The sequence below is a fragment of the Sneathiella sedimenti genome (assembly GCF_017313765.1).
Classification (GTDB): Bacteria; Pseudomonadota; Alphaproteobacteria; order Sneathiellales; family Sneathiellaceae; genus Sneathiella; species Sneathiella sedimenti.
The window spans coordinates 308,370-329,915 of the sequence record NZ_JAFLNC010000002.1 but is presented as its reverse complement, the minus strand read 5'-3'; the positions used below and the strand labels follow the sequence as shown (position 1 = coordinate 329,915).

General features: G+C 54.7%; 16 protein-coding genes. 8 read left to right on the top strand and 8 right to left on the bottom strand.

Annotation, left to right across the window (positions count from 1 at the left end; genetic code table 11):
• Positions 1-38 precede the first annotated feature (38 nt).
• Positions 39-1,940, bottom strand: coding sequence for a TRAP transporter permease (locus tag J0X12_RS06690; protein WP_207043487.1), 1,902 nt, complete (start codon positions 1,938-1,940; stop codon positions 39-41).
• Positions 1,941-1,957: 17 nt separating this feature from the next.
• Positions 1,958-3,202, bottom strand: a complete 1,245-nt coding sequence (locus tag J0X12_RS06685) for an acyl-CoA dehydrogenase family protein (protein WP_207043486.1) — start codon at positions 3,200-3,202, stop codon at positions 1,958-1,960.
• Between the two features lie 106 nt (positions 3,203-3,308).
• On the opposite strand from J0X12_RS06685, the gene J0X12_RS06680 reads away from it, so the two are divergent.
• Genes J0X12_RS06680 through J0X12_RS06660 form a run of 5 tightly spaced genes read left to right on the top strand, consistent with a single transcriptional unit; the run spans position 3,309 to position 9,984 of the window.
• Positions 3,309-4,520, top strand: coding sequence for a CaiB/BaiF CoA transferase family protein (locus J0X12_RS06680; protein WP_207043484.1), 1,212 nt, complete (start codon positions 3,309-3,311; stop codon positions 4,518-4,520).
• Positions 4,517-5,350 carry an IclR family transcriptional regulator gene (locus tag J0X12_RS06675; RefSeq protein WP_207043483.1) on the top strand — a complete coding sequence of 278 codons (834 nt, stop codon included), beginning with the start codon at positions 4,517-4,519 and terminating at the stop codon, positions 5,348-5,350. Before J0X12_RS06680 ends, J0X12_RS06675 begins: the two co-directional genes overlap by 4 nt.
• Before the next feature lie 27 nt (positions 5,351-5,377).
• Positions 5,378-6,469, top strand: coding sequence for an NAD(P)H-dependent flavin oxidoreductase (locus J0X12_RS06670; protein WP_207043482.1), 1,092 nt, complete (start codon positions 5,378-5,380; stop codon positions 6,467-6,469).
• 42 nt (positions 6,470-6,511) lie between these two features.
• A complete protein-coding gene (locus tag J0X12_RS06665) occupies positions 6,512-7,687 on the top strand; it encodes an acyl-CoA dehydrogenase family protein (RefSeq protein WP_207043481.1) in 1,176 nt (391 codons plus the stop codon).
• 59 nt (positions 7,688-7,746) lie between these two features.
• Positions 7,747-9,984 (top strand): arylsulfatase, encoded by a 2,238-nt coding sequence (locus J0X12_RS06660; protein WP_207043480.1) that lies wholly within the window; start codon positions 7,747-7,749, stop codon positions 9,982-9,984.
• Positions 9,985-10,005: 21 nt separating this feature from the next.
• Here J0X12_RS06660 and J0X12_RS06655 read toward each other — a convergent pair whose 3' ends face one another.
• Positions 10,006-11,640, bottom strand: coding sequence for an acetate--CoA ligase (locus J0X12_RS06655; protein ID WP_207043478.1), 1,635 nt, complete (start codon positions 11,638-11,640; stop codon positions 10,006-10,008).
• A 76-nt stretch (positions 11,641-11,716) separates the two neighbouring features.
• A complete protein-coding gene (locus tag J0X12_RS06650; protein WP_207043477.1) occupies positions 11,717-12,541 on the bottom strand; it encodes an enoyl-CoA hydratase/isomerase family protein in 825 nt (274 codons plus the stop codon).
• A 204-nt stretch (positions 12,542-12,745) separates the two neighbouring features.
• Here J0X12_RS06650 and J0X12_RS06645 point away from each other — a divergent pair, with 204 nt between their 5' ends.
• The 3 genes from J0X12_RS06645 to J0X12_RS06635 all read left to right on the top strand — a co-directional run bounded on the left by J0X12_RS06645 (position 12,746) and on the right by J0X12_RS06635 (position 16,490).
• A complete protein-coding gene (locus J0X12_RS06645; RefSeq protein WP_207043474.1) occupies positions 12,746-13,756 on the top strand; it encodes a lipid A deacylase LpxR family protein in 1,011 nt (336 codons plus the stop codon).
• 134 nt (positions 13,757-13,890) lie between these two features.
• The gene (gene amaB / locus J0X12_RS06640; RefSeq protein WP_207043472.1) at positions 13,891-15,399 is read left to right on the top strand and encodes an L-piperidine-6-carboxylate dehydrogenase; all 1,509 of its coding nucleotides are present in this window, start codon (positions 13,891-13,893) and stop codon (positions 15,397-15,399) included.
• Positions 15,400-15,413: 14 nt separating this feature from the next.
• The gene (locus J0X12_RS06635; RefSeq protein ID WP_207043470.1) at positions 15,414-16,490 is read left to right on the top strand and encodes a saccharopine dehydrogenase; all 1,077 of its coding nucleotides are present in this window, start codon (positions 15,414-15,416) and stop codon (positions 16,488-16,490) included.
• A gap of 93 nt (positions 16,491-16,583) precedes the next feature.
• Here the strand turns inward: J0X12_RS06635 and J0X12_RS06630 are convergent, their stop codons facing one another.
• The 4 genes from J0X12_RS06630 to J0X12_RS06615 form a co-directional block, all read right to left on the bottom strand.
• The gene (locus tag J0X12_RS06630; RefSeq protein WP_207043468.1) at positions 16,584-18,320 is read right to left on the bottom strand and encodes an AMP-binding protein; all 1,737 of its coding nucleotides are present in this window, start codon (positions 18,318-18,320) and stop codon (positions 16,584-16,586) included.
• Positions 18,321-18,436: 116 nt separating this feature from the next.
• Positions 18,437-19,330, bottom strand: a complete 894-nt coding sequence (locus J0X12_RS06625) for an alpha/beta fold hydrolase (RefSeq protein WP_207043466.1) — start codon at positions 19,328-19,330, stop codon at positions 18,437-18,439.
• Positions 19,331-19,424: 94 nt separating this feature from the next.
• Complete coding sequence (locus tag J0X12_RS06620; RefSeq protein WP_207043464.1) at positions 19,425-20,528, bottom strand: cis-3-hydroxy-L-proline dehydratase; 1,104 nt, start codon at positions 20,526-20,528, stop codon at positions 19,425-19,427.
• A gap of 10 nt (positions 20,529-20,538) precedes the next feature.
• On the bottom strand, positions 20,539-21,540 hold the full coding sequence (locus tag J0X12_RS06615) for a 4-hydroxyproline epimerase (protein ID WP_207043462.1): 1,002 nt from the start codon (positions 21,538-21,540) through the stop codon (positions 20,539-20,541).
• Between the last annotated feature and the right edge of the window lie 6 nt (positions 21,541-21,546).

Below are 21,546 nucleotides of genomic sequence, written 5' to 3'. Positions count from 1 at the left end.
TCTCCCTTTTTTTTCTTTTAGGTAAACGGTAACACTTCCTAGCTTTGCAATTTACGACGTGATCTGAGGGTTCCGAAAGTAATCAACGACAAGCCAATCACCAGGAAGACAATCTGCAAGGGTGGTATCTGGATGAGCAATCCGGCCCCCGCGATTCCTCGCAATATTCTTTCCGGCTTCGCCAGTTCCTGTCGTTCATACCCAATCAACGCCGTATTTATGAGCCAGATCGCAATAGCCAGGCATATGGCAACCCTTATGAAGCTCACTAAGTCAAATGAGCCGACCAGCAATAATGAAGGTTCATAAATGAAGATAAACGGGATAATGAAACCAACAAGTGCCAGTCGCACGGCGTAGACAGCCGTCGTAAAAGGATGGGCGTTTGCGATGGGTGCCGCCGCAAAGGCACCAATGGCCACCGGCGGTGTTATGGCGGACAGTACGCCGAAATAGAAGACGAACATATGCGCCGCCAGAAGTTCTGCACCCATTCTTTGCATGACCGGCCCGAGGACCAGGATAATAATCAGGTACGCCGGCAAGGTCGGCATACCCATCCCGAGAACCAATGCCGCCAGCGCAGTTGTTATCAAGGCCGCCATCAATGAGAATTCACTGAACTCCGCAACGACGGACGCAAAAGAAATACCAAGCCCGGTCAGGTTCAAAACGCCGATAATGACGCCAATACAACCGACGGCCACGATAATCCAGGCGCAGGATCTCCCTGCTTTCACTAGTGCAATCCAGATAACAGAGGGGTTTTCCCGGTTTTTCTTGTTAAAGGAACCCAAAATAACGGCGGCAACAATTGCCCAGAACCCGGCAAGCGCCGGAGATCGTCCCATCACCAGCACAAAGACGATAATGCCAATTGGTATGATAAACATCAGGCACGCCAGCAGGTCTTTGCGGTTCAATGGGGGCCGTTCGGACTCAGGCAAGGGTTGGATGCCGTCGGCGCCGGCCTGAATGGTAATAGAAGCAAACAGTGATCCGTAATAGAACAATGCCGGAATAAGGGCTGCGATACAGATCGTTGTATAGGCCTCTCCGGTCAGGTCCGCCATCAGGAACGCGGCCGCGCCCATCACGGGCGGGACGATCTGGCCACCGGTCGACGCTGCCGCCTCAATACCACCTGCCATAGGCGCCGAAAAACCGCGGCGCTTGATCATGGGGATTGTAAAGGATCCGGTACCGACCACATTTGCAGTCACACTACCCGACATACTGCCGAAGATGGCGCTGGCAAAAACGGCGGAATGGGCGGGCCCTCCCCGCGTTTTTCCGGTCAGTGCGACGGACGCGCGGATCAGCGCATCGCTCGCGCCCGTGCTTTCCAGAATAACCCCGAAGACCACGAAGATCAGTACTACTTGAAGGACAACCCCCATCGGCAGGCCATAGACCCCCTGGAAGCTATACCAGATCGTCTGCATGGATCGGTTAAGGCTGAAGCCTGAATGATTAAGGAAGCCCGGCAGGTACTGGCCATAAAGACAATATAGAATACCGAGCGAAGCTATGATGACGATTGGCAGGCCGAAAAGACGGCGCGTTGCCTCCAACAGCACAACAACGGCCGCAAAAGCGGCCCAGATATCTATCGATTCATACTCGAATATGGTTTCTTCGATGAGGATCTGAATATCAATAAACTTCGTCGTCCCGTAGACGAAAACAGCAATCAGGATCAGATCAATGCCCCAGAGAAACCACGCCGGGAGTCGGCTCATCGCCCCTTGCATATGGGTTACTCGCTCCGCCAGCGGGTTGCCAAGCAGTGCGATAATCACGGCTCCGCACAGGATCCATGACCGACCGTAAGTAATGTCCCAACCACCTGAAATCGCGACATAGATTGCCTGTAATGCGAGCACGACACCTATCAGCGCGACCGCCCAGGAAACGAGGGATTTAAAATTCAAGCTCACAAAACTCTCCTCTTTTCCTAAAATCCGCCCGGAGCAATGTAGGGGCAGTCGGCAATTGTCCATTCCGGAACTGGCTCAGTCTTGAAAATCTGTCTCAGATGCACCTCATCCGGGCCGTCACCGATACGAAACCAGCGAGCATACGAATGGGCATGATGAATTAAGGTATCATCCGTCCCCCCCATGGCGCCAAACAACTGGACCGCGCGATCCGTCACTTTCTGGAGCATGCGCGGTACAGATACCTTTACTTGCGAAACAATTCGCCAGGTTTTACTGTCCGGACTGGTATCCAGCAGCCAGGCCGCCTTATGGATAAACAAGCGATTTAGATCGATATCAATGCGCGCTTCGGCTATCCATTTCTGGACCGTATCATACTCGATAATCGGCCGTCCAAAAGTTCTCCGCTCATGGGCGCGCGCCACCATTTGAGCGAGTACCATCTCCGCCATGCCAATGCACCGCATGGCATGATGTATGCGTGCCGGACCGAGCCGGACTTGCGCCCCCTTGAAGCCTTGCCCCCGCTCACCAAGCAGGTTGGACTTTGGAACACGGACGTTTTTGAGTTCAAACTCTCCGATCGGCGCGACGAAATCCTCCCAACCCATAAAGCGCAAGTGACGCACCAACGTCAGGCCGGGCGTTCCGATAGGCACGATCACCATACTATGCTGCCCTGTCCGGCCGGCATCAGGATCTGATATCCCCATCACAATCAGGAAGGAACAATCGGGATGTGCGCCACCGGTCGCAAACCATTTGCGGCCGTTCAGAACAAGCTCATCCCCTTCTTCACGGATTTCAGTCGCAATATTCGTTGCATCGGACGAAGCGACATCCGGTTCCGTCATCGCGAACGACGACCGGGTCTCCGAATTGAGCAAAGGCCACAGCCATTTTTCTTTCTGTTCCGGCGTGGCGAGAGCCTGCAGCATCGCCATATTCGGCACTTCCGGCGCATGGCAGTTAAACACCATCGAGCCCCAGGGAAGCCGCCCCAATATCTCCGCAATCGGCGCAAATTCCAGGTTGGTCAGCCGTGTTCCCGGCTCGTCTTCCGCCAGTTGAGGAAGGGCCAGATTCCACAGCCCCTGCTCTTTCGCCTTATCTTGAATTTCTTTGATGAAAAGCGCGGGCTTGCGCTCATGACAAACAGTCTGAACCCACTCCCTGTGGCGCGGCAACACTTCCTGTGAAAAGAAGTCCTCTGCGCGCAGCCTGATGTCTTCAGCTTCCGGGCTTAAATTAAAATTCATTAGTCCCCGTCGTTTTAATTATTTTTATGTTTGACGACATTGTTTTATATATAGTAACAAATGATGTCAATAGGTACAAAAATAAAAACAAAAGTCGGAAACATACATGACAGACACTATTCCAACCGGCCCTCTTACTGGCTTGCGTATTCTTGATATTGCGACGATTATCGCCGCTCCCTTCGCTGGCACCTTGCTTGCTGATATGGGCGCAGATGTCGTCAAGTTGGAGCTGCCCGGTATAGGCGACGGCATGCGCGGATTTCCTCCATTCAAGGATGGTAAGTCTCTCTGGTGGAAGGCGGCGAACCGTGGCAAGCAGTTCGGCACGCTGGACTTGCGGAAAAAGGAAGGGGCGGACCTTCTCCTAAAAATGTTGCCTGAGTTTGATGTTCTGATCGAGAATTTCAAACCCGGCACCCTCGACCGGTGGGGTCTTGATATCGAGACGCTTTGGCAGGCCAATCCGAAACTCGTCGTGTTGCGGACTACCGCTTTTGGCCAGACAGGCCCCTATATCGGCCAGCCTGGATTTGCGCGGATCTTTGAAGCGATGGGGGGCCTCACCCATATTACAGGGGATGAAGACCGGCCGCCCGTTCATACCGGTTATCCTATTTCAGATGCCTTTGGCGGCGTGTTCGGTGCCATGGCCATATTGGCGGCAGTTTATAAGATAAAGGGCGATGAATCGGCGAAGGGTGAAGAGATTGACCTCTCCCTCACGGAAGCAACCTTCCGGCTTCTCGACTTCCTTGCCATTGAGTATGACCAGCTCGGCGTCGTACGCGGACGCAGCGGCAATCGCAATCAGTACTCTGCGCCGTCGGATGTCTATCTGACGAGCGACAAAAAATACGTTTCCCTTGCCGGCAGCACGAACGCTACCTTTAAGGGAAATGCAACTGCGGTCGGTCGGCCAGAACTCGCCGATGACCCCCGCTATGCCAACAACGGCCTGCGCGTTCAAAACGCTAAAGAACTTGATAAAATATTTGGTAGCTTTATCTCTTCCCATACCCTCGAAGAAGTATTGGATGCGTTTTCCAAGGCCAAGGGCACTATCGCGCCAATCTATTCTGTTGAGCAGATATTCAATGACCCTCAGTATCAGGCGCGTGAAGCGATAACCAGCGTTCCCGATGAGGATTTCGGTTCCGTCCGGCTGCAGAATGTCGTTCCAAAGTTCGTCCGGAATCCAGGGAAGGTTAAATGGACGGCAAAGGAACTCGGTGCGGACAATGACGCAGTTTTCAAGAAACTATTGGGCATGACTAAAGAGGAAATCAACAGTTACCGGGAAAGAGGCATTATATGAGCCGTGAACACATTAACCTGATTGACCGCGTCGAAAGACGGCACATTCCTGTGGATGAAATGGTCGATGGCGATAGTTCACTTTCAACGACCCTTATTCGGGGACTGGATATCCTTGCCTGTTTTCTCGACGGGACACAAACGCTCACGAACGCGCAAATCGCGACCCGGATTGGCATTAACAAGGCAACGGTGTCACGGCTTTGCAAGACATTGATAGCGTTGCGCTACCTCAGGCGTGACCCGCAAGGCGGATTTAAGCTCGCTCCGGGACTGCTTGCCCTTTCCTATCCCATACTGTCCCATATGAAATGGAGACGACAAGCCGTCAACCTGATGCAGGATTATGCGGACTTTTCCAAAGGTAACGTCTCTCTGGCGGTCTTTAACGGTGCCGACGCGGTTTATATCCAGACTATCGGCGATATCACCAATTTTCCTCATGTCCCGGAAATGGGGATGACTGTTCCGGTTGCGGATTCGGCGACAGGCCGCTCATTATTATCGTTGCTCTCGGACGAAGAACGGGCTGAAAAATATCTCGAAGTTGAAAGCGCCTACCCCGGTGCCCTGGAACGCTGCAAAGACAGAATAAACAGCGCCATCGAGAATTGCCAAAAATACGGTTTCTGTACCTCTTACGGGGAATGGCGCGAAACTATCTACGCAATGTCCGCCCCCGTTGGGCGGACATCGGATGGACTTGACGTTACCATTTCCTGCGGTATCCCCGCCTATCGTGGGCGCAAGGATGAAATAGAGAATGACCTCGCGCCGCGTCTTGCGGCGGTCGCGGAGAATCTGCGTCAGTTCAACATCTTCGGAACCTGATTCAACAATAAAAAGAAGGATGAAATCATGGCCTTGACGTCACCGATATGCGAAAAAATGGGAATCCGGTATCCGATCTTTGGTTTGGCTCATGATATTGATGTCATGGTGGCACTGGGTAAAGCGGGTGGATATCCGGTTTTCGGCGCGGCACGCAGCATGCCCGACGAAATCGCGGAAATTGCCCGCATCATGAAGGAAGAGCTTGGCGATCTTCCCTTCGGCATTGACCTGATGCTGCCAACTACCGTTGGTGACGATACTGATCGCGATGGCACGAAATCTAACCTGCCCGAAGAGCATAAGAAGTTCGTTCAGGAACTCACGGAAAAGTACAAAGTCCCGCCGGCGACAAAGCCGACCTTCTTTTCCTCGCAAATCCGGTCGCAGCAGTTGTTCGAGGAACAGCTGGCGGCAACACTCGAATCAGATGCCCATAGCTTTGCCTCCGCCGTCGGCATGCCCGCGGAAATGATCAAGCGCGCCAAGAAGTACGGCAAGATTACCTTCTCCCTTGTTGGGGCGCCGCGACACGCGGAAAAGGCGAAAGCGGCGGGCGTTGATGTGATCGTCGCGCAAGGATATGACGCAGGGGGCCATACCGGCCCGATTGGTACCTTTTCCCTCGTCCCGCAGGTTGTTGATGTTGCTGGTGATATTCCTGTTCTGGCGGCTGGTGGTGTCGGCCATGGGCGGCATATCGCAGCCTCCTTCGGTCTTGGTGCGCAAGGGGTATGGCTCGGGACCGCGTGGCTTGCCTCGAAAGAACATGCACTTTGTGATGCGTTGCTGAACAAGTTACTCAAAGCGGATAGTCTCGATACCACTATCTCCCTCAGCCATAGCGGCAAGTCCTGCCGTCTTATCAAGTCCGCCTGGTCAGATGAATGGGACAGGCCGGACGCGCCCAAGCCCCTTAAAATGCCCTATCAGCAGGTTCTGACTGCCGACATCATTGCCGGAATAAACGAGCATGAAGTCGAACCGCTGATCTATGAGGCAACCGGCCAGAGCATTGCCTGGTTCAATGAGCTCATGACGGTCGAAGAAATTATGCAACGCCTCGTGTCCGAGAGCAACGCGGCCCTAAAGAATATGAGCAATCTTCTGGCGGGGTAATGAGACCCGCAAACCTATTTCCCCATCAAAAGAGACAAGCACATGATTCGTGATAAAGAAAAACTGGAAAAACAGCGCCTAGAGGTTCGTGACTGGGTGGAGAAAGTCGCCATTCCGAATGAAGACCGGGTCGCGGAACTCAACGAGGTACCGCAGGACCTGGTCGATGACATGCAGGCCCGCGGCTATTTTTCCTGGGCGATCCCGGAAGAATATGGCGGGCTCGGCCTGACAACAGAGGAACTTGTCCTGATGGCGTTTGAGCTGTCCTACTGTTCCGTTGCCTATCGCGCGCGGGTTGGCAGCAATACTGGCATCGGCAGTGAGTCCCTGATTGTCGATGGCACGGAAGAGCAGAAGAGAAAATATCTTCCAAAGCTGGCCTCGGGCGAGATTGTTGGCTGTTTCGCATTGACCGAACGGGAGGCTGGATCACAGGCGACGGCACTTACCACAACCGCGGTCAAGAAGGGCAATCATTATGTCATGAACGGCTCGAAGGCCTTCATCACCAACGCGCCGATCTCCGACCTCTTCACGGTATTCGCACGTACTGACCCGAGTGATGACACCCATAGCGGCATCAGTGCCTTTCTGGTGGACAAGGCCACCCCTGGCCTCACCGTTGGACCCGCCTATACGATGATGGGGCAATCGGGTTCTCCCGTCTCGGAAGTACATTTCGAGAATTGCGAGATCACCCCTGATCGTCTTTTAGGTGGTGAAGAGGGCGTCGGTTTCAAAACTGCGATGAAGGCGCTCAACAAGCAGCGCATTCACCTTTCCGCCCTGAGTACCGGCCCGGCCATGCGGATGCTGGATGATGCGGCGAAGTACTCGCTTGAACGGAAGCAATTCGGGCATCCCATCGGCGACTTCCAGCTTATCCAGGCAATGATCGCCGACAGTCATGTGGATGTTGCTGCGGCGCGGAACCTTATTCTCGATACGGCCCGTAAACGCGACGAAGGGCTGGATATCACGCTGGAAGCCTCCATGTGCAAATATTTTGCAACCGAGATGTGCGGCCGGATTGCCGACCGGGCGGTGCAGATATTTGGTGGGTCGGGCTATGTCGCTGATTACAGCAGCATTGAACGTTTCTACCGCGATGTCCGGCTGTTCCGTCTCTATGAAGGCACAAGCCAGATACATCAGCTTAACATTGCCCGGAAGACATTGGATAAGATTGGCAAGACAGGAACAGTGCGGATTTAGCACCTGCCTTACGCCCCGACCTATAACAAACAACGCGCAAAGCGAATGGGAGTAAATCAATGGAAGACTATAAACCTTTTTGGCCAGAACCACCAAAAGCACCGGAAGGTGCGCCGAATATTCTTGTTATTCTTTTTGATGATGTGGGATTTTCAGATTTCGGCTGCTATGGCTCTCCTATCAAAACTCCCACCATTGATAAACTCGCTGAAAAGGGCGTGCGCTACACCGGCTTTCATACAACGGCCATGTGCTCCACCACGCGGGCCGCGCTCCTGACCGGGCGGAACCATCATTCGGTAGGCGTCGGCTGCCTTGCCAATTTCGACAGCGGCTATCCCGGATATCGCGGCAAGATCGCCAAGACCGCGGGGACACTCGCCGAGATGCTACGCCCGAATGGCTATCGCAACTATATGATCGGAAAATGGCATGTAAATCCGCTCCATGAAAGCGGACCGACAGGTCCATTTGATGGCTGGCCGCTTAGTCGCGGTTTCGATCGCTTTTACGGATTTCTCGATGCCGAGACAGATCAGTACGCCCCGGAATTGGTGCGGGATAACACCCATATTGATATACCGGGCACCTATGAAAGCGGCTATCACCTCACGGAGGATCTTGTGGATCAGTCGATCCGCATGCTCGCCGAACATCAGGCGGGTGCGGAGAAAACCCCCTGGCTTCTCTGGTGCGCCTTCGGTGCCTGTCATGCCCCCCATCAGGCACCGAAGGATATTATCAAAAGCTATGACCCGATGTTTGAAGGCGGTTGGGACAAGGAGCGCGCGCGCCGTCTCGCGCGCCAGAAAGAACTCGGGATCGTGCCGGAAAACACGGAAATGCCGCCGCGCAATGACGGGGTTAAGGCCTGGGATGAATTCGGACCTGAGGAGCGCCGTCTCTTTACCCGGTTGCAATCGGCCTATGCCGGTATGCTCGATCATACAGATCAGCATATTGCGCGGATCGTTGAATTCCTGGAGGAAACCGGCCAGATGGACAATACCTTGATCCTTGTCCTCTCGGATAACGGCGCCAGCCAGGAAGGCGGCCGAAACGGCCTGATCAATGCAATGGGACCGTTTAACCTCCGCCCTGAGCCAATGGCGGAAAAACTCGCCCGTATCGAGGATATTGGTGGCCCCGATACCCATACGAATTTTCCACATGGCTGGGCCATGGCGGCAAATACCCCGCTTAAACGATACAAACAGAATACCCATGGCGGCGGCATTCGCGATCCGCTTATCATCAGTTGGCCAAAGGCCATTCCCGCCCGCGGAGAACTGCGTCATCAGTTCGCCCATTGTTCTGACGTAGTGCCCACCCTGCTGGAACTTCTGGATATCGAGCCGCCGAAGGAAGTGAACGGGATCGCACAGCAACCGATTGAAGGGCAAAGTTTCAAGGAAAGCCTGTTCAATCCGGATGCCCCATCGCGTGATAAACCGCAGTATTTTGAGATGTTCGGTCATCGCGGGATCTGGCAGAACGGCTGGAAAGCGGTTGCATTTCATCCGATGGGCACACCGTTCGAAAACGACACTTGGGAACTTTATAACCTCGATGAGGATTTCTCCGAAAGCCGGGACCTGGCCAAGGAACAGCCAGAACGGTTGGAGAAAATGATTGCGAGCTGGTGGGAGGAAGCGGAAAAGAACCAAGTCCTCCCGCTGGATGACCGCTTCGCGCCGCGGTTTGCGGAAAATGCAGAACGCCTTCAGGGGGATAGAAACATTGCGATATTCCATCGCGGGGTTGGTCATATCCCATCTGACGTTGCACCGGATCTTCGCAGTCGCGATTATCGGATCGAGGCGGATGCCGATATCCTGAATGAAAAGAGCAACGGCGTCCTGATTGCCCATGGCGATACAACATCAGGCTACAGTCTTTATATGAAGGACGGCCATCTTGTTCATGACCTGAATATTGGCGGCGAACATGTCGTAATCCAGTCAGACAGGAAAGTCTCTAAAGGACGGCATCTTCTTGGCCTTCGCGTTGATCGTCTGACAAAGGAAGAAAAGCCGCGCATGGGCACCGGAATGGGCCGAAGCCGCTATACCCTCACCATCGATGGTGAGGATGCCGGATCGGTCGAGAGCCATCTCGGCTTCTTCATGCTGATTTCCTGGTCCGGCCTCGATATCGGGCGGGATCGCGGCAATCCGGTTGGCGATTATAACTCCCCCTTCGAGTTTGACGGTTTCCTGCGTAAGGTGACGGTGCATATGGGAACACAAACCCTCGATGGTGAAGGCGTGGGCAAGGCGGAAATGGCGCGGGAGTAACCTGCGCCACCTCCACTTAATTTAATTTTCTTCGCGAAGCTCAACCCGGCGTATCTTGCCAGAGATGGTTTTCGGTAAACTGTCCACGAATTCGATGCGCCGGGGATATTTGTAGGGGGCCGTCAGCTTCTTGCAGAAATCCTGGATATCGGCAACGAGATCGGGCCCCGCCTTCTCCGGGTTTTTGAGGATGATATAGGCCTTGACCAGCTGGCCGCGCGTCTCATCCGGAATACCTATCACCGCACTCTCGACAACTTGCGGATGTTCCAGAAGGGCACTCTCCACCTCGAACGGGCTGATCCGGTAGGCACCGGAACTGATCAGGTCATCCGCCCGCCCTTCAAACCAGATATAGCCATCCGCATCGCGTCGGGCCGTATCCCCGGTAAAATACCAGCCATGACGGAACGATGCTGTATCCGGCTCGCCGCCGGTGTAATAACCCTCGAACAGGCCGGGCGGCCAGTCACCTTCTGTTGCACGGATCGCGATATGGCCGACCTCCCCATCGGGCTGGCGGTTGCCGTCATCATCAATGATATCAATATCAAAACCCGGGACCGGCTTTCCCATGGACCCGAAACGGGTTTCCATCCCCGGAAAATTTCCCACAATATTGATTGTTTCAGTCTGGCCATAGCCGTCCGCGATAACATTGCCGGTATGTTTCTGCCAGTAGCGTATGACTTCGGGGTTCAGCGGCTCCCCGGCGCCCAAGGAGCGGCGAAGCGACGACAAATCATATCCATCAAGTTCCTGTTGCGCGAACAATCGATAGATAGTCGGCGGCGCACAGAATGTGGAAACCTTCAATCGCTTGATCATCTTTAGATGAAAATCAACATCGAATGCCCCTTCCCCATCATAGAGCACCACTTTTGCGCCCGCGAGAAGCGGCGGAAACAACAGGCCCCATGCAGCCTTCGCCCAACCCGTATCCGTTAAGGTCCAGTGCACATCGCCTTCCCGCAGATCCATCCAGAAGAGCGCTGTGGCCACATGCGCCAACGCATATCCAAAATCCCGCGGCACCATTTTCGGCATGGAGGTTGTGCCGGAAGTGAAATAGGCCATCATCATGTCGGAGGCAACGGTCGGCGGCGCGTCCTTGCGTTCCAGTATCGGCGAGGCGTTTGCGACCAATTCATCAAACGATAGCCATCCCGGATGCGTGCCACCGACGACAATAAAATGCTCCAGGGTCGGACACTCGCTGCGAACAGCTTCCACTTTCTCGCAATGTTCCGGCGTGACGATCACAAAGCGCGCTTTGGATCGCTGCACCCGATAGGAAATATCCTTGGCAGTCAGAAGATTTGTCCCCGGCATCGAGATAGCCCCGACTTTCATGCAGGCAAACAGAACGGTATACCATTCCGGGATTCGGCCTATTACCAGGCAGCCGAAGTCGCCTTTCGTGATACCCAGAGACAGAAATGCATTGGCAAGACGTGCGGACTCTGCAGCATAGTCAGAATAGGTAATTTCCTTTATCGTTTCCCCGTCGCGCGACACGGCAATGACGGCAACGCCATCCTTGCCCGCTCCCCTCTTGTCGATAACATCAAATGCGAAATTAAAATCAATTGGAATATCAAGATGATAATCCTTTACCGCCGATGTATAATCGCGGTTGAACTGTCCCAAATCCATCGTCACCTCCCATACTGACGTTGCCTTAGTTCTTATTGTACTGTTGCCATAGCTTAGCTTATTGCCACATCCCGGCTCAATTTGTTTTAAGATGCGCCAGTGCCGGATCGCGAATATCGCGTATCCCCGTCGCCATTTTACCCATTTCCTCCAGCCCCCTTGCATCGACCATCAGGTCGCAAAACAGCGTCCGCTCTCTTGCGAAGCCCTCTTCTATTGACCGGTTATCAATCCCCTGAACCAGGTCCTTGATATGCCCGACAGCGCGGGAAGAGCGGGCAGTTAAAAGGGATGCAACTTCCAGCGCTTTCTTCATTACATCTCCCTTTACACAAAAACTGGCCAGGCCAAATTCCAAAGCCCCTTTTGGGGTCAGGGTTTGCCCCAGCAACATAAGCTCCAACGCCTTGGCCCTGCCGACAAGCCTGGTTAATCGCTGGGTTCCGCCCGCACCCGGCAGAATGCCGAGGTTGACCTCGGGCAATCCCAGATCATAGGGGCCATCCTTTACAATCCGGATATCACAGGCAAGCGCGAGCTCGAAACCGCCGCCCATTGCCGTGCCGTTAACCGCCGCAATAAAGGGCTTTCTCATGGCTTCAATTCGCCGATAGCATTTGTGGATCGTGGATTCCGGCACGGGGCGCGCGGGATCAAAGGTAAGGCCGCGGTCCGCCATTGCCTTGCTCCGCTGGTAAAGGACCCCGACGTCATAATGACGGATAAAGACATCCTTGTCGGCGCCGGTGATGATAACCGCCTGTATCTCTGGATCGTCTTCTACGGCCGTCAGAGCCGCATCGAGCTCACTTTCCGTCTCGCCATCCATATATCCATATGGCGGATTGCTGAATCGAATGATGCCGATGTTGTCCTGTCGGTCGATCGTAAGTTGAGCCATTCCCTGTCCTTTCGTTTTCTTGCTTTATTTTTTTGATTACATGCACCGCGCGGCGCTTTTTTTGGGAGTATAGGCCAATCATCGGCGACAGAACGATCAAAATAACGACGGACTATCTCTTTGCGTGACAAAGTGAAGGGGCTTCGATACAAGCGCGAAGCCATATGAACAAATTCTAACCATTATCTGAAGATAAACCAGCGTATGAAATCGCTCCGACTCGTCATATTTGCCCTTGTCCTGCTCTCATCGCCAGTCACACTGGCGGTCGCCAACGACGTAGTCGAGGCAGAAGAAGCAGATTCCGGAACATTTACATTCGTGCTTGAGAATGATTTGTTTTTCGGGCTGGACAGGGATTATACGAATGGCATTCAGTTAGCCTGGATGTCTGAGCCGGATTATGCCCCGGTTTGGGCCCTCAAGGCCGCGCGGCTTCTTCCCTTTTTCCCGGAGAATGGCAAGATCCGGTCGAGCTATGCCATCGGTCAGAATATGTACACGCCAAATGATATCTCGGACAAGGATCCGCCCCTGGATGAACGCCCCTATGCGGGCTGGCTCTATGGCGCGGTCGGTATCGTTGTCGAAACAGGCGAGACGCAGCTCGATCAACTCCAGTTGCAGCTTGGTATGGTCGGCCCAGCCTCCTTCGCGGAGCAGACCCAAAAATTCGTTCATGAAATTGTTCATTCCCCTGAACCGCAAGGCTGGAATACCCAACTCAAAAATGAGCCCGGACTGGTCCTTACCTACCAACGGAGCTGGCGAGCGCTCGTGTCGACAGAAATCAACGGCTTTTCCATTGATGCAACGCCGCATATCGGCGGAGCTCTAGGAAATATCTACACCTATGCCAACGCCGGTGCCACGATGCGCTTCGGCTGGAACCTGCCCAATGATTATGGGCCGCCACGTATCCAGCCCGGCCTCCCCGGCTCCGGTTTTTTTGAGCAACAGAACGATCTCGGGCTGTATTTTTTCGCTGGCCTTGATGCGCGGGCGGTTGCAAGAAATATCTTCCTGGACGGCAACACATGGGCCGACAGCCGCAGCGTGGACAAGGAACCGCTCGTCGCCGATGCGCAAGTAGGTGTCGCCTTTACAGTCAAGTCCGCGCGCCTTGCCTTCACCCATGTCTTTCGGTCGCGTGAATACAAAGGCCAAACCAGCAGCGACGAATTTGGTGCAATCAGCTTGTCCGTGCCATTCTAGGACATCGGTAATTTCCGAAAAATTGCCGCCAGCCATTCTCGCCCTTTAATCTCTCGCCAATAAACGATAGAACTACATTCAGGAAGCGACGCAAAGGTCGCCTGACGTCCAGCTTTGAAGAAGGAACACATGCGATGCATATGGCTGAAGAAACCACCCAGCTACTCGCGCGCCTAGGGGTTAGCAATGCTGACATTACCAATGGAAATCTCGCCGTCACCAGCCCGCTGACCGGGCAGCAAATTGCAGCCGTCCCCACCGACAGCGCCGCAGATGTCGCCGCGAAAATAAAACAGGCAAAAGCGGCCTTTTCAATCTGGCGATCCGTGCCCGCACCGCACCGCGGCGAACTCGTCCGGCTGTTCGGCGAGGAATTGCGCACATCAAAGCAGGATCTTGGCCGGCTCGTGTCGATCGAAGTCGGCAAAATTCCCTCCGAGGGAGAGGGCGAAGTTCAGGAGATGATAGATATCTGTGATTTCGCCGTCGGCCTTTCCCGGCAGCTTTACGGCCTGACGATCGCCACGGAGCGCCCGGGCCACCGGATGATGGAACAATGGCATCCACTGGGCCCGGTTGGGGTGATTTCCGCCTTTAACTTCCCGGTTGCCGTCTGGTCCTGGAACACGGCCCTCGCCCTTGTCTGCGGCGACCCGGTGATCTGGAAACCCTCTGAAAAGGCGCCGTTGACCGCCCTTGCCTGCATGGCCATCATGGCTCGCGCGCTGAAACGTTTCGACGATGCCCCGGACGGACTTCTCTCCCTTATTATCGGCGCAGGAGATATTGGCGCAGCGCTAGTCGAGAGCCCCGATGTTGCCCTCATTTCCGCGACTGGCTCAACCCGGATGGGCCGGATTGTCGGCCCCAAGGTGGCCGAAAGATTTGGTCGCGTCATTCTGGAACTCGGCGGAAACAATGCCGGCATCGTGACCCCCAGCGCGGATATCGACATGACATTGCGCGCCGTCGCCTTTGGTGCGATGGGCACGGCGGGACAACGTTGCACCACTTTACGGCGCCTGTTCGTGCATTCCTCCGTTTATGACAAGGTGGTACCAGGTCTCCAAAAAGCCTACCAGTCAGTTTCCGTCGGCAACCCACTGACGACCGAGTCACTTGTCGGGCCCCTGATCGACAAGCAGGCCTTTGACCAGATGCAAAAGGCCCTTGCTGCCGCAACGAACGCCGGGGGTGAGGTTACAGGCGGCGAACGGGTGGAGAACGGGCATCCCAACGCCTATTATGCCCGGCCGGCTCTGGTGGAAATGCCAAAGCATGAGGGCATTGTCCTGCAGGAGACTTTTGCGCCCATTCTTTATGTCGTTAAATATGACTGGCTGGAAGATGCAATTCACTGGCATAACGAGGTGGGGGCTGGTCTGTCGTCCTGCATCTTCACCCTGGATATGCAGGAGGCAGAACTGTTCCTGAGCGCCGCCGGATCTGACTGCGGCATCGCCAATGTCAACATCGCAACTTCAGGTGCAGAAATCGGCGGTGCCTTCGGTGGCGAGAAGGAAACCGGTGGCGGCCGCGAGAGTGGATCGGACGCGTGGAAGGGCTATATGCGCCGCGCGACCAACACCATCAACTATTCCAAGGAACTCCCCCTCGCCCAGGGTGTCTCTTTCGATATTTAGACAAGAGCAGATATATGACTCACCTATGGGTGCGCGCGGAACAACGCGGAAATGAGCAACGAGTCGGGATCACACCTGAAGGCGTCCAGTCGCTTATGGCCGACGGATTTCGGGTAACGGTCGAAGAAAGCAGCAGCCGTGCCCTCCCTATCGCCGCCTATCGGGCTACCGGCTGCGAGATAGCAGCAGAAGGAAGTTGGCCCAAGGCCCCTGCAGATGCCATCATCTTCGGCCTCAAGGAACTCCCCGTGGGAACCTCGCCGCTTCCGCATCGTCATATCATGTTCGGTCATGCCTTCAAGGGACAGGCGGACGGACCTGCCCTGCTCAGTCGGTTCAAGGCGGGAGGCGGCACACTCTATGATCTGGAATATCTGACGGACGAGACGGGCCGTCGGGTCGCCGCCTTCGGCTATTGGGCGGGATTTGCAGGCGCCGCTATTGCCCTGATGGTCTGGACGGCGGAACAACTCGGCAAGGGGCCGGGTCCACACAAGGTAGATGTCTATCCAGGGCGTGATAAACTGATCAACAGTCTGAAAGAGAATCTTGCGCAGGCGCTTGAGACAGGTCGTTCAAAACCCGACGCAATCGTGATCGGCGCTCTTGGTCGTGTCGGCACCGGCGCGAGCAACTGTCTTGAAGCACTCGGCCTCAAGGTGACGAAATGGGATATGGCGGAAACAGCCCATGGCGGGCCATTCCCGGAAATACTCGCGCATGATATATTTGTGAACTGTATCCTTGCAAATGAAGGCGTGCCGGTTTTCGTGCCCAAGTCGGCCCTGGAATCACCGCGGCGGCTTTCGGTCATTGCCGACATATCCTGCGATCCCGGCAGTCCCTATAATCCTATCCCGATCTATGATCATGCCACCTCTTTTGATGATCCGGTCATCCGGGCAGGTGACGGGAATCCTCCCCTCGATGTGATGGCGATCGATAATCTCCCCTCCATGCTCCCGGTGGAGAGCAGCGAGGATTATGCCGCACAACTTCTCCCGTCTCTTCGTGCACTCTCTAATATAGAGCGCGGGGTATGGGGCAGAGCCCAGGATATATTTAAGAAAAAAATATCAGAACTGGACTAGTTTTTATATTTAATTCTTTAATAACAATATATTGGTTAGTTTTTCTAACCCAGAATAATATACCAATTTATACAAATTAACCGGTTAAAAATCCTAATTTAGTATAGCCATCATTTCGTCGCGCATAATAAATTTCTGCGGCTTTCCGGTGACCGTCATCGGAAGTTCAGAGACGAACCGCACATGCCGCGGCACCTTGTAATGGGCGATCTGATCCTTGCAATAGGCCTTCACCCCGTCCGCATCCAACGTTGCCCCATCGCGGGCAACGATCCAGGCACAGACCTCCTCTCCAAACTTTTCATCCGGGACACCGAAGACCTGCACTTCCTGAATATCAGGATGAGTAAAGAGGAATTCTTCAATCTCCCGCGGATAGATATTCTCGCCGCCCCGGATGATCATGTCCTTCAGACGGCCGACAATCTGGCAATATCCTTCGTCGTCAAGAACGGCGAGATCACCGGTCCGCATCCACCCATCGTCGACAATCGCCTCTCGGGTTTTCTCCTCATCATCCCAATAGCCCTGCATGACGGAATAGCCGCGCGTCCACAGCTCCCCCCGCGTGCCGACGGGCACATCCATGCCATTTTCATCGACAATTCGAACCTCGACATGCGGATGAATACGGCCCACGGTGGAGACTCGCTTCTCAAGTGGATCATCCACATTGCTCTGGAAGGAAACGGGAGAGGTTTCCGTCATCCCATAGCAAATCGTCACCTCCGACATATGCATATGATCTATGACCTTTTTCATCACCTCAATTGGGCAGGGCGCGCCCGCCATGACCCCGGTGCGCAAACTGGAAAGATCAAGCTCAGCAATCAGTGGATGACCAACCATGGCAACAAACATTGTCGGGACCCCATAAAGCGCGGTGCAGTGCGCATGCGAAATCGCCCGCAATGTTTCTTCCGGATCAAACGCCTCTCCAGGAAAGACCATTGCCGCCCCGGAACTGACGCAGCCTAGGGACCCCATCACCATCCCAAAACAATGATACAGTGGCACGGGGATACAGAGCCTGTCCTTCTCGGTAAAATTCATGCGGCCAACGACATGGGCGGCATTATTGACAATATTATAATGAGTTAGGGTCGCTCCTTTGGGGGCCCCGGTCGTTCCCGAGGTAAACTGGATATTGATAGGGTCATCCGGTGACAGCGACGCGGTGATGTCATCCAACCGCTCCCGATCCGACAAATTTCCCATCTCGGAAATATCCGAAAATGCAAAGATGCCGGCGCCAGGATTTTCATGAATACCAATAACGGTTTTCAGGGCGGGCAGTTTTGCGGAATTCAACCGTCCGGGTTCGGATTTCTCCAGCTCCGGCGCCAGCGTCCGGATCATCTTCAGGTAATCCGACGTCTTGAACTTGTCCGCCGCGACAAGTGCCTTGCAGCCGGACTTGTTGAGCGCGTATTCCAGTTCCGTGAGACGGTAGGCCGGATTGATATTGACCAGGATCAGGCCGATCCGGGCGGTCGCATATTGAGTTAATATCCATTCAATATTGTTCGGAGACCAAATTCCTATTCGATCCCCTTTTTCCAGGCCCAACGCGAGCAGGCCGGCCGCCAGCCTGTCCACTTTTCGATCGAACTCTGCATAGGTCAGGATCATTTCCTGCTTGGGGAAGATCAGCGCATCACGCGATCCAAATTTCCCTACCGTCTCTTTCAGCAAGTCAGGGATTGTCTGGCGACGGAGCGCAGTCGATCTTTCCCCGGCGACATAGGAGCGGTTATGGACCGGCGCGATAACCGATTGAAACGGCTCCTGCAGCGCCGTTTCGGCGTGCTTATCCTGCACAGTTGACATAATTTCCTCCCCGTTCATGTCTCTGTTCGTGAGGATTTTACGTCAATCAAGCGGGCTTGTCACATCAACAGTGCGCCCGGCGGATAAATACGCGCTATCCGCCGGAGGACTTGCCACTAGCTGGCCCGCTTCGCGTTTTTCACGATCGCCTCAACCATGATTGGTACAGCTTCATCGGGAATGTCGTGGCCCATGCCGTCTATCACGATCATCTCGGTGCCGGGGATGGAGTTTTTCACATCTTCCGCGCAGCCAAGCGGGACGAGCGGGTCTTCCCGCCCATGAATGACAAGGGTTGGCGCCGCAATCTCGGATAAATGCGCAACGCGGCTATCGCCCGAGGCCAGGCTCGCGAGAAGATGGCGGCCGTGCCCTTCCGGATAAAAGGAGCGATCAAAAAGGCCCGCGGCACGTTCCCGCAATATCTTATCGTCGACAGGAAAAGCCGGACTACCGATTGTTTTTGCAGTGTCGATGGCTTCGTCCATTGCCCCTTCTCGCGTTCCGGCGGGGTTACGTGGCTGGCTCAGCCAGTTGGCGGCGGCTTCTGTAGGACGCGGCAATCCACGCCGTCCGGACGTCGCCATGACAGAGATCAGGGTTTTCACACAGTCCGGTCGCCGATAGGCAAGCGTCTGTGCGATGGCACCACCGTTGGAACTTCCGAGGATATGGGCCTTCTCAATCCCGAGCGCCTTAATCAGCTCTGCGGCATCATCGGCCATATCCTCCAACATGTAGGGAGCGGAGACCTTCTCCTTGGCCCGAGCCTGAGCGAAGGCCGCAGGAATATCCGCCGGTCCCCAATCAGAAAACTTGGTAGACAAGCCGACATCGCGATTATCATAGGCAATGACAAAAAATCCCGCATCGACAAGCGCGCTTACGAAGCTTTCATTCCAGGAGGTGAGCTGTACACCAACCCCGCCGACAAGAACGATAGGATCTGCCGAGGCATTCCCCCAAGTTTCATATTCAATCTCAATCCCATTCGCGGAAATTTTCGACATTTCTTCTCTTCTTTCTGTTGAGTCTGCGTCTTCGACTGCTTGGTTATAACGTCACTTCTACGCGGTTATCGCGGAACTCTGCAAGGGGTTCCCGTCAGGAAATGTCAAGAACTAGCTCTCCCAATACATCGAAATCGGGAGCAACCCCGAGACCCGGCGCATCGGACGCCGTCATCCGGCCATTGACGCGCTTGGGCGCTCCTTCCGCGATTGTCACAGTCCCATACGAGTTGAAGTCAGTAGCGGAGAAGCAGAACTCCTCTGGTGTTGACCGTGCAAGATGGGCAATAGCCGCGGTCGTAATGTCGCCGCCCCATGTATCCTCAATCGTCATGGGGATGCCGGACGCAACGCAAAGGTCCCGCATTAGCCGCGCTCGCGTCAGCCCGCCTACTTTTGAAATCTTGAGATTGATGACATCCATCGCATCCTCGGCAATCCCGCGCACCAGAATGCCCGGGCCGTCAATGACCTCATCCAGCACGAAGGGAAGCCCCGTGCGCCGGCGGATCGACACCGATTCCTCATAAGTCAGGCAAGGTTGCTCGATATAGACATCAAGGTCGGCAACTGCGCCGACGACTCGCGCCGCCTCATGCCGGGTCCAGCCGGTATTGGCATCCGCGACCAGAATATCGCTCTTTTTCAGGATGGCACGGGTAGCATGGATCCGTTCGATATCCTCATTCGCGTCGCCCCCGACTTTAAGCTGGAATTTCGTGTACCCTTCCGCACTGTAGCCTTGTATCTTCGCAGCCATCTGCTCCGGGCTTTCCTGCGAGATCGCCCGATAAAGTGCGACATCCTCCTGCATCGCTCCGCCAAGGAGCATATAGACTGGCTGTCCGGTTGCCTTTCCAAGAATATCCCAGCAGGCGATATCAATCGGCGCCTTAGCATAGGGATGCCCTCGCAAGCTGCTGTCCATAACCCGATTGATCTCATGGAGGGCGAGCGGGTTCTGTCCGATCAGATGGGGGCCGATCTCGGCGAGGCCGGCGCGCACTCCCTTCGCGTAAGACGGCAGATAAGTCGACCCTAGCGGACAGCATTCCGCATAACCGGTTATGCCCTCATCCGTCTCGATGGCGACGACCGTACTATCAAACACCTCAACAAAATTGCCGTTGGACCAGCTATAACGCCCTTCCTTAAGAGGGAGATCTACCTGCCAGGCCTTTATCGCGGTTATTCTCATGCTTTTCTCCTTATCTAACGACAAAGCCGTGAGCAAACGGATCCCGCTCATCAATGATGATCCTATTGTATCCTGTCACGCGCGCCCAGCCCCCGATGGACGGGATAATCGCATCAGTGTTTGCGACTCTAGCGTCCCCCTCCACACGACCATTAAAGAGGGAACCGATAATGCTCTCGTGAATGAAATCATCCCCCACAGCAAGGTCGCCTCGTGCGCACCATTGCGCCATGCGTGCCGAAGTTCCCGTACCACAGGGAGAGCGGTCAATCGCCTTGTCTCCGTAGAAAACCGCATTTCGCGCGGTGGCACTCGCCACGGTCGGCTTGCCGGTCCACATGATATGCGTCAGACCCTTAATATCGGGCTGTTCAGGATGAACAAAATCATATTTCTCATTGAGCGCGGATCGAAGTTCCGGGCTCCATCGGATCAGATCTGACACGGAATAATCGGCTATATCACTGAAATTCGCCTGCGGCTCGACGATCGCATAGAAATTTCCGCCATATGCCACATCGACAGTTATCTCACCGAGAGGCGAGCAAGTCGCGCTAAGACCTGTGGCATAAAGGAAGGAGGGTACGTTGGTAATTCGCACCTCCTCAACATACTCACCTTTCATACGAAATTCCGCGACGACCTTCCCCGCCGGGGTATCAAGGGTAAGTCTTCCAGGTGTTTTCGGGGTGACCAACCCTTCCTCTATCGCGATGGTGACTGTACCGATGGTGCCATGGCCGCACATGGGCAGGCAGCCTGATGTTTCAATAAAAAGGACGGCAATGTCGCAGTCATCGCGGGTGGAGGGATAAAGGATCGTTCCCGACATCTGGTCATGACCGCGCGGTTCATACATCAGGCCTGTGCGGATCCAGTCGAAATCCCGCATAAAATGCGCGCGGCGGGCGAGCATGGTCTCGCCTTCAAGCTCTGGCCCGCCGGACGTCACCACCCGCACCGGATTGCCGCAAGTATGGCCATCTATGCATTGGAATGTATATTGCGCCATCTGCCG

Excerpts from the sequence above, each read along its gene's own strand:
- J0X12_RS06655 (WP_207043478.1), bottom strand. The coding sequence starts at position 11,640 with ATGGATTTGGGACAGTTCAACCGCGATTATACATCGGCGGTAAAGGAT.
- J0X12_RS06675 (WP_207043483.1), top strand. The coding sequence starts at position 4,517 with ATGAGCCGTGAACACATTAACCTGATTGACCGCGTCGAAAGACGGCAC.
- J0X12_RS06650 (WP_207043477.1), bottom strand. The coding sequence starts at position 12,541 with ATGGCTCAACTTACGATCGACCGACAGGACAACATCGGCATCATTCGA.
- J0X12_RS06665 (WP_207043481.1), top strand. The coding sequence starts at position 6,512 with ATGATTCGTGATAAAGAAAAACTGGAAAAACAGCGCCTAGAGGTTCGT.
- amaB (WP_207043472.1), top strand. The coding sequence starts at position 13,891 with ATGCATATGGCTGAAGAAACCACCCAGCTACTCGCGCGCCTAGGGGTT.
- J0X12_RS06625 (WP_207043466.1), bottom strand. The coding sequence starts at position 19,330 with ATGTCGAAAATTTCCGCGAATGGGATTGAGATTGAATATGAAACTTGG.
- J0X12_RS06635 (WP_207043470.1), top strand. The coding sequence starts at position 15,414 with ATGACTCACCTATGGGTGCGCGCGGAACAACGCGGAAATGAGCAACGA.
- J0X12_RS06630 (WP_207043468.1), bottom strand. The coding sequence starts at position 18,320 with ATGTCAACTGTGCAGGATAAGCACGCCGAAACGGCGCTGCAGGAGCCG.
- J0X12_RS06685 (WP_207043486.1), bottom strand. The coding sequence starts at position 3,202 with ATGAATTTTAATTTAAGCCCGGAAGCTGAAGACATCAGGCTGCGCGCA.
- J0X12_RS06680 (WP_207043484.1), top strand. The coding sequence starts at position 3,309 with ATGACAGACACTATTCCAACCGGCCCTCTTACTGGCTTGCGTATTCTT.
- J0X12_RS06620 (WP_207043464.1), bottom strand. The coding sequence starts at position 20,528 with ATGAGAATAACCGCGATAAAGGCCTGGCAGGTAGATCTCCCTCTTAAG.
- J0X12_RS06615 (WP_207043462.1), bottom strand. The coding sequence starts at position 21,540 with ATGGCGCAATATACATTCCAATGCATAGATGGCCATACTTGCGGCAAT.
- J0X12_RS06660 (WP_207043480.1), top strand. The coding sequence starts at position 7,747 with ATGGAAGACTATAAACCTTTTTGGCCAGAACCACCAAAAGCACCGGAA.
- J0X12_RS06670 (WP_207043482.1), top strand. The coding sequence starts at position 5,378 with ATGGCCTTGACGTCACCGATATGCGAAAAAATGGGAATCCGGTATCCG.
- J0X12_RS06645 (WP_207043474.1), top strand. The coding sequence starts at position 12,746 with ATGAAATCGCTCCGACTCGTCATATTTGCCCTTGTCCTGCTCTCATCG.